9 protein-coding genes are annotated in these 8,080 nt (G+C 63.9%); 6 read left to right on the top strand and 3 right to left on the bottom strand.

Annotated features, from left to right (window positions below):
- Positions 1–180: 180 nt before the first annotated feature.
- Both O4G76_RS19560 and O4G76_RS19555 read right to left on the bottom strand, forming a co-directional pair.
- The gene (locus O4G76_RS19560; RefSeq protein ID WP_269398834.1) at positions 181–1,194 is read right to left on the bottom strand and encodes a TRAP transporter substrate-binding protein; all 1,014 of its coding nucleotides are present in this window, start codon (positions 1,192–1,194) and stop codon (positions 181–183) included.
- Complete coding sequence (locus O4G76_RS19555) at positions 1,191–1,751, bottom strand: gluconokinase (protein ID WP_269398833.1); 561 nt, start codon at positions 1,749–1,751, stop codon at positions 1,191–1,193. The genes O4G76_RS19560 and O4G76_RS19555 overlap by 4 nt, the downstream gene beginning before the upstream one ends.
- Positions 1,752–1,842: 91 nt before the next feature.
- Between O4G76_RS19555 and O4G76_RS19550 the strand changes: the two genes are divergently transcribed.
- The 6 genes from O4G76_RS19550 to O4G76_RS19525 all read left to right on the top strand — a co-directional run bounded on the left by O4G76_RS19550 (position 1,843) and on the right by O4G76_RS19525 (position 5,416).
- Entirely contained in the window at positions 1,843–2,853 is a 1,011-nt protein-coding gene (locus O4G76_RS19550) for a LacI family DNA-binding transcriptional regulator (protein WP_269398832.1), read from the top strand.
- A 460-nt stretch (positions 2,854–3,313) separates the two neighbouring features.
- A complete protein-coding gene (locus O4G76_RS19545) occupies positions 3,314–3,589 on the top strand; it encodes a hypothetical protein (RefSeq protein WP_269398831.1) in 276 nt (91 codons plus the stop codon).
- 443 nt (positions 3,590–4,032) lie between these two features.
- Positions 4,033–4,260: a hypothetical protein gene (locus O4G76_RS19540; RefSeq protein ID WP_269398830.1), complete on the top strand. Its 228-nt coding sequence runs from the start codon at positions 4,033–4,035 to the stop codon at positions 4,258–4,260.
- A 74-nt stretch (positions 4,261–4,334) separates the two neighbouring features.
- Positions 4,335–4,661, top strand: a complete 327-nt coding sequence (locus O4G76_RS19535; protein WP_269398829.1) for a hypothetical protein — start codon at positions 4,335–4,337, stop codon at positions 4,659–4,661.
- Between the two features lie 75 nt (positions 4,662–4,736).
- Positions 4,737–5,021, top strand: coding sequence for a DUF3892 domain-containing protein (locus O4G76_RS19530; protein ID WP_269398828.1), 285 nt, complete (start codon positions 4,737–4,739; stop codon positions 5,019–5,021).
- A gap of 62 nt (positions 5,022–5,083) precedes the next feature.
- Positions 5,084–5,416, top strand: a complete 333-nt coding sequence (locus O4G76_RS19525; RefSeq protein WP_269398827.1) for a DUF3892 domain-containing protein — start codon at positions 5,084–5,086, stop codon at positions 5,414–5,416.
- Between the two features lie 513 nt (positions 5,417–5,929).
- Here the strand turns inward: O4G76_RS19525 and O4G76_RS19520 are convergent.
- Positions 5,930–7,876 (bottom strand): SLC13 family permease, encoded by a 1,947-nt coding sequence (locus O4G76_RS19520; protein WP_373568052.1) that lies wholly within the window; start codon positions 7,874–7,876, stop codon positions 5,930–5,932.
- Positions 7,877–8,080: the final 204 nt, after the last annotated feature.

Raw genomic sequence — 8,080 nt, 5'->3', positions numbered from 1 at the left:
ACCCGGTCGATGGCGCGGCCGAGCCAGCCCGCCTCCGGGATCGGCCCGCCCTCCTCGCGGGGCGGCGTGATGTCGGTGTGATCTTCTGTCACTGGCCTTGTCCCTCGTTGAAAGGTGCTTGCGAAGACGCCCGGACCGCGGGCCCGGGCGTCACAGGGATACGGCTGGGCCGCGCCGGTCTTACTCGGCGATCAGGCCGTTCTCGGTCAGGTAGCCGGTCAGCGTGTCATAGACCTTCTGCGCGTTCTCGGAACTCGCGGCCACTTTCTCCCATTCGCCCATGGCGATCTGGCGGAACTTGGCGCGCTCCTCGTCGGACCAGTCATGCACGGTGATCTCGCCCGAGGCCTTGGCCTCTTCGACAGCGGCTTCATCAGCGGCATTGAGCGAGGCGACCTGGTTCTGGGCGAACTGCTTCACCGACTCTTCCATGACCTGCTTGAGATCGTCGGGCAGCGCGTTCCACTTCTCAAGGTTCATCGACACTTCGACCAGCGGCATCGAGTGGAAGCCGGGATAGACCGGGTGCGGCGCGACGTCGTGCATGCCCTGCGCCTGATTGGTCGAGAACACGGTGTAGTCGGCGGCGTCGATCACGCCCTTGTCGAGCGATGTGAACACCTCCGAGCCGGGCAGGTTCACCGGCGCCGCACCGGCGGCGGCGAAGACCTGCTGCACCAGGCCCTCGGGCGCGCGCAGCTTCAGACCCTTGAGATCCTCGACCCCCTCGAGCGGCACCTTCGAGACGAAGGCCTCGAGGCCCGGGGTGGTGGCGCCGATGAAATGCAGGCCGTAGGGCTCGACCAGCTCGTTCATCAGCTCGGCGCCGCCGGCCTCCATGAAGTCGAACATCTGCTGCGGATCGGACCAGGCGCCGACCGGGTTGGCGATCAGGCCGAAAGCCGGGTCTTTGCCCGAGAAATACGAGGTGTCGGTGATGTGGCCGTCGAGGATGCCGGCGGCGATCGCGTCCTGCGTCTCGTTGTGGGCGACGATCGATTCCACCGGCAGCATCTCGACCGAGATGCGGCCGTCGGACATCTCGGCGACGCTCTCGGCCCACTCGCTCTGCAGCGCGAAGTTGGGGTTGCCCGCCGGGTCCGAGGACTGGAAGCGGAAGCTGTAATCTTGCGCGATGGCCGCGCCCGACAGCGTCAGCGCGGTCGCGAGCGTGATGGTGAAGGTCTTGGTCATGAGGTCCTCCTCGGGGTGTGATCCGCCTGCCCGGACCCGTCGGGCCCTCCCTGCAGGCGGGAAGAAAGTTGTGTCAGCGCTGTCTCAAGAACCTGTTCGGGCGGCGGCGTGACGGACACGCAAATCGCCCCCTCTTCAGGCGTGGGTGGTTCCAGCGCCTCGAACTGACTGTCGAGCAGCGAGACCGGCATGTAATGCCCCTCGCGATCCGACATCCGGTCGCGCAGCAGCGCGCGGTCGCCGTCGAGATAGATGATCGGGAACGGGCCCAGATGCGCCCGGAGCCTGTCGCGATAGGCGCGCTTGAGCGCCGAGCAGGCGACCACGGCGAAGGGCTCGGTCTCGGCCATCGCCTTGGCCACGAGGTCGAGCCAGCCCCAGCGCAACGCGTCGGTCAGCGGCTCGCCGCGCGCCATGGTCGCGACGTTCTCCTCGGGGTGCAGGTCGTCGGCATCGACATAGGCGCCGCCGAGACGGTCGGCGAGACCGCGCGCGATGGTGCTCTTGCCGGCGCCGCTCACGCCCATCACCAGGATCGGTCCCTGCCGCTCGCTCATGCCGCCTCCCTTGTCGCAACGTACCCATCTGAATACGATGACAGCGCTATCAATACGTGATAGCGCTGTCATCCGTCAAGGGGAAGCAAATATGAGCAAACGCGTGACACTGGCCGAGGTGGCGGCCCGGGCCGGCGTTTCGCCGATCACGGTGAGCCGGGCCTTGCGGCGTCCGGACACGGTGCAGGCCGAGACGCGGGCGCGGATCGACGCGGCGGTGGCCGAGCTGGGCTACGTGCCGGACCCAGCGGCGCGGGCCCTGGCTACCGGCCGCGCCGACGTGATCGGCGTACTGATCCCCTCAGCCACCAATGCCGTGTTCACCGACGTGCTCTCCGGCATCTATGACTGTCTTGCTGAAAGCCGGTTCGACGTACAATACGGCATCACCCGCTACGAATCTGCAACGGAAGAAAAGCTTCTTGGCGTGTTCCTGCGCCAGCGTCCCGCCGGACTGATCATCGCAGGTATCGATCAGACCGAGGCGGCCCGGCGACTCCTGGACCGGGCAAACTGCCCGGTGGTGCAGATTATGGAAACCGGCCCCGATCCGGTCGACATGATGGTCGGCTTTTCGCATCACGACGCGGCGGCGGCGGCGACGCGCCACCTGATCGACCGTGGCTATCGCCGGCCCGGCTTTCTCGGCGCCCGGATGGATCCGCGCACGCGGCGTCGCTTCGCGGGGTTCCGCGCCGAGGCCGAGGCGCATGGCGTGTTCGATCCCGACCGGGTCGAGACCACCGACACGCCGTCGAGCGTCGGTGGCGGCGCGGAACTGCTGCGCGCGCTTCTGGCGCGCCATCCCGAGACCGACGCGGTGTTTTGCAACAATGACGACCTCGCGCTCGGCGCGCTGTTCGAGGCGATGCGCATGGGGGTCTCGGTGCCCGGGCAACTCGGCATCTGCGGCTTCAACGATCTCGAGATGATGCGCGCGGCCGAGCCGCCGCTCACCTCGGTGCGCACCAACCGCTTCGAGATGGGCACACGCGCCGCAGAGATGATCCGTGCCCGCCTTGAGGGACGTGCCACAGGTCCGGCTTTGGTTGATCTGGGCGCGCAGGTGCAAGAACGACGCAGCACTCAAGGACCAGATTGAGCGGCAGCCCATCCTCTTCAGGGGACGCTCAAACCGCATTATCCAACTAGGTAGATTTGTAATGGGGTGCGCCATACCGCTTGTGTTTCGACGGACTTGCAAAACCCTCCGCGCAATGGCGCGAGCGGATTTTGGCGGAGCTAGCTTCGGCGCCGGAGAAGGGCCGCGTTGGCGACAATCCGGGGCTTCGCGCTGGCGTCGAGAGCTCGGCACCCGGGATGACATTGAAGCAGATCGCGGCGCAGCTCGAAGTGATGCGGGAGCCGGCACCGAGGAGGGCGGATAGAATGGGCAACCTCCTCGGTCGCGCAGCATCTGCTGGAGCGCACGCAGAAGGCGGGGCTGATAGACGGAGGCATCGGCAGCCGGAGCTGGAGGCCAGCGCCGGGAAGTCTGATGCCGCCCCGGCCTATGCCTGCATTGCCCGCGTCGCAGCAGGGAAACTGCGGGAGTATGTAGCGTGACAGAGCCGAATACCCGGTCCGAGGAAACGGTCCGGTCTTCACGCTGGGTATTGCGGGGAGCGGTTCTCTACGGGGTGTTTCTATTGGCGCTCACGCCGATGGCGGCTGGGGTATGGATCATCTGGACCACCGGGGAAAACAGTGTTGTTCCTATGGCGCTGATCGCCTTCGGGCCGATCGCGGTGGTCAGCCTGTTCGTGGTGATGATGCCCTCCCTGAAAGGCCCCAACCTCCGACGATTGCGCGAGGGTGAAGATCAGGAAAAAGAATGATGGCGCATGACGACGGTGAGGACCGGCCCCGGATATGGCGAAGAGCGCGATGACCTGACGCTCTTCGCGGCCCTGGCGCTGGACCATCATCGCGGGCGTCTTCTTTCGAGTTGCTGGGCCCGCGCTGTTCGGCTTGTCGCGCATCGATGATGGGCGTGAAGCGCCAGTGTTCCGCTAGTTCCTGATCGCGTTCGGACCACTGACGGTGGTGTGCATGTTCGTGGCGCTGACGCCGTTTCTGGAGGGGTGGTGATCGAGGCGGTGGCAGACTGGCAAAAGTGGCGCAGGGCGTAACGGCGGAGTTGAAGGAAAGAGCGATCTGATAAGCTAGCTGTCGATGCTGGCTTGTGAGCCGTGAGGAATGTCTCGCGGCCGCCGGGAATTTGCCAACCATCCGCCAATGCTCCACGCTCAAGCCCCCGCCATCTTAAGGGAGGATCACCATGCCGATGCGCCACCTGGCCACCTATGAATGTGCGGACGACCTCGGCAAGCGCCACGACGTTCAGCTCTGGCAGGACTTCAACACGGGCCGTTCCCCGGCGGGCGAGATCGCCGAGTTGGCTGGCACACAGGAACTACGGCTGGTTGACGGTCGCCCCGTCGGATACATCGACGAGCGGACCTTCCAGGTTCTCGATGACGGCACGATCCTGCGCCGCGTCGACTGATCTGCAGCAGTCGCAGGATAGCCCCCATTCGGCCAGTGCTTCACCATCAGGTCGTCGACATCGAAGGAGGGCCCATGTCCAGCAAGCTCGGCAGCTACGTGCTGCGAAAGACGATCCGAACGCCGGAGATCCCGGATGACGACCCGTTTTTTACCCCTGCCCCTGCTACCCTCCACGCAAAGGCCGAGGTGACGCTCTCCGAAGCAAACGACTTGCTGCACGGGCAACCAGAAGCCGTGATCAACCTTGCCCTGCCCATCGACGACACTCTCTCCAAGCCGGCTGCCCGCGCCTTGGTCCGGGAGGAGGTCATCCGGGTTCTGCGAGCGATGGCGGAGGCCATGGAAGCATCGCATGACAGTAGCCCTGACGCCTGCGAGCCGCATGGTCGTGTCAGCTGAAGGGGCGGCCAAAGATTGAACACCCCGGGCAGCCATTCATCATAGGGTCGTAGCGACCCTATGCGGAGAGAAGACATGCCAAAGACGATCCAGATCAAGTGCATTCGCAGAGCCAATCACTGGAAGCCGCGAGGCAGCATAAGCCATGTGGGCGGCGGCTCCCTCGCGAACCGCTGGAAGCTCGACCTCGACGAGGTGATCCAGAAGATCGAGAGCGGAGACTGCATGTTCTTCGTCAATGTCGATAGCGATCCCGTCGCGGTCAAAGTCGCTGTCGATCGCGAAGGAAAGAAGTACATCAAGACGGCGGCGGACGGTGACTTCCCGACGCATCTCCTGAGCCTGCCCGAGTGCCCTTGAGCACGAGAACGCCTTTCTCCAGCGCGGGCGCTTTTCGCCACCGTCGAAGATTGCCACACTTCATGGCGGCGGTTCACCATAAGGTTGCGACAACCGCCATTGGGGGAAAGATGACCATCAAGGCACAGATCGACTGCATCAGGGTTAGAGACGGCAGCAGCGCGGAGGACCGCATCTCCCATATCGGGGGCGTCAATCCTGATGGAACCCGCTGGAAGATGACGCAGGAGCGCGCGGTCTACCTCATGGAGGAAGGCTGGGGCTTCTATGTCGCGGTATCGGGCCAAGCAGCCTGGTGCGAGGTCGCGATCAGCCGCCAGGGAGACAAGTACATCAAGACAGCCGCGGACGGTGAATTCCCAAGCCACCTTCTGGACCTTCCTGAGTGTCCCTGAACCAAACGGCTCGCCACAGCCTCCGATCGTGTCCCCCCGGGGCGTGATGTAGCCGAGGCGGCCGTCGGGTTTCTCGTTAGGGTCGGATTTCGAAAGCCAACCTGAACCGAGGATGTTCTCGATGACCAATCTCATGATGGGACTGAAAGAGCTCAGTCGATAAGAGCAGCGGCGCAGCGCAATGGTAATCGCGACCGGAACCGCCAGGCCGCTGCCCAATATTGAGCACCACCAGTCTCAGGACCCTCTTGTGCTTGATAGCGTCTTTAGGCCCCCTTGCAGATCCGACGGCCAGATCAGGGCGTCTTATACCCGTCGCGGAAGACCAACTCTGCCAAAGCTGATTACCATCCCCCAATCCACGAGATGGTCAGCATGGTGTCCAAATCATGCGCATGGAAAGGGAAGTGGCGCGGCTGCGGATTTCGAGCCCAGACCCAGAATGTATTGATGTTTCGAGGTCCCCTTACGGCCCCCTTGACCCTCTCTGCGCAGCCTCTGTAGCTCCGGCATTCAAAAAGGAAAGAAGATAGGGATGACAGCTACCGAGACCGCTCCGACAATCAGGTTCATGGGCACCCCGATCTTCAGGAAATCGGTGAAGCGGTAATTCCCGGCGCCGTAGACCAGCGTGTTCGTTTGATACCCGATCGGGGTTGCGAAACTGGCGCTCGCGCCGAACATCACCGCCACGGCGAATGGCCGCGGATCAAGGCTCAGGTGCGAGGCGAGCCCTATGGCTATGGGCGTGATGATCACTGCCACGGCGTTGTTGGTGACGGTTTCCGTGAGCAAGGAGGTGAGCAGGTAAATCGCTCCCAGGATCACTACTGGCGGCAGGTCCTGGATCAGCGGGACAAGGGCCGCGACCATCAGGGCCATTGCCCCGGTATGCTGCAAACCCGCGCTGATGATCAGCATCGAGAATATGAGGACCAGAATACCCCCGTCGATGGAGCTCCATGCCTCCTCGCTATCGATGCAACGCAGGAGCAGAATGGCCGCGACAGCCATCAGCACCAGAAGACTGATTTCGGCCACGCCGAGCGCCGCCAGGCTCATCACCGCAATCAAGGCCAAAAGCGCCAGCGGCGCCTTTTGTCGTCGATAAGCACGCGCGCTCGCCTGAGTGATTGCGGCCAGGTCACCCGCCTGCGTAAGGCGGGCAAGACCTTCCGCGGTCCCCTCCACCAGCAGCTTGTCGGCGGGGCGCAACAAGACTGTCGGAAGGTCGGGTCCCAGGTCTTGGCCATGTCGATGGACACCGAGCACCCGCATTCCATAGCGGTGGCCGAGGGCTAGCCGTGCGAGCCGGATGTTGCTGCCGCGCCCCGACAAGGTCACGACGGCCTCAGCCACTGCAACCTCCTCGCCGTCCGTCGGCCCATGCCGAAGGCCGACCTCCATGCCCTCCAGATCGCGCAGCGTCAGGAGCTCAGACGTCGTTGCACTGGCGACGATCCGGTCGCCGACCTCGAGCCGGTGCTCCTGGAGGTTCGAGCGTTTGACCTCCGATTGTGCACGTATCGCGTGCACGTGAATGTCGGGACGGTCGAGGTCGGAAACCTCGTTTATCGGCTGGCCCAAGCCTGCATAACCCTCGCACGGGCGCAATTCGGTCAGGAAATGCGCCTCGCCTCCTGAGCCGATATCGCCTGTCTTCCTGCGGCGCGGCAGCAAAAGCGGGCCCAGCACCAACAACGTCAAGCCACCCCCGACGGTGGCGACCAAGCCGACTGGCATTATCTCGAACATCGAAAACGGCGCCATGCCGAGATTGCTGGTCACTCCCGCGACCAGCATGTTGGTCGAGGTGCCGACAAGCGTCCAAGTTCCGCCCAAAACAGCTGTGTAGGACAGCGGGATCAGCAAACGCGTCGCAGCGATGTCCAGGCTCTGCGCCAGACGCACCACCACGGGTATCAGGATCAGCACGACAGGGGTGTTGTTCATCAGCCCAGAAGCGAGGAGCGTTGCCAGCAGGAACGCGGCAATCCCCAGAGACGGTCGGTGGGTCGCCCCTGCCACGACCCGATTGGCGACTGCATCCAGCAAGCCGGTCCGGACCAAGGCGCCGCTCACCACGAACATGGCTGCGATCGTGATCGGTGCGGGATTGGCGAAAGCGGCCAGCACGTCATCCGAGGGCACCAGCCCCAAGCCGATGAACAGCGCTGCCCCACCGGCTGCAGTCACCTCTGGCGGATAGCGTTCGGTCACAAATCCTGCGAAAAGGAGCAGCAATAAAACGAACGAGAGGTAGGGCTCGTATCCCGCGATGATCTCGGTCATGGCGCGACGCTCGCCCATCCATTCGATCGTGTCCAGTTTCGCAACGGCCCGCTCGTTCTCGGCATTGCGCCCCGGCGCGATGATGTGACGAACGATGACTTCAGCGCCGGCGGCCAAAACCTTTCCAGGCGGAACCGTAAGATAGCATCCTCCTTCCTGCTTCTGCACGTGAGGGCCTTGGTCTCGCCGTCGGGGGGCCATGCCGATACGCGAACGGTCATGCCTATTTCCGGGCATCTGGCCGAGCGATACCGGGAGAAGATGCACCGCAGCCAGTTCTCAGCGCCGGTCCCTGCCCCCCCCCTGTCTGTTGCGAATGGAGTAAAGTGGCGGTGCGGAAGGGAGCCCGTCCCCCCCCAGGGTAGAGAGCCC

The organism is Limimaricola sp. G21655-S1 (assembly GCF_027213785.1).
Classification (GTDB): Bacteria; Pseudomonadota; Alphaproteobacteria; order Rhodobacterales; family Rhodobacteraceae; genus Limimaricola.
This window is presented reverse-complemented; position numbering and strand designations above follow the sequence as displayed.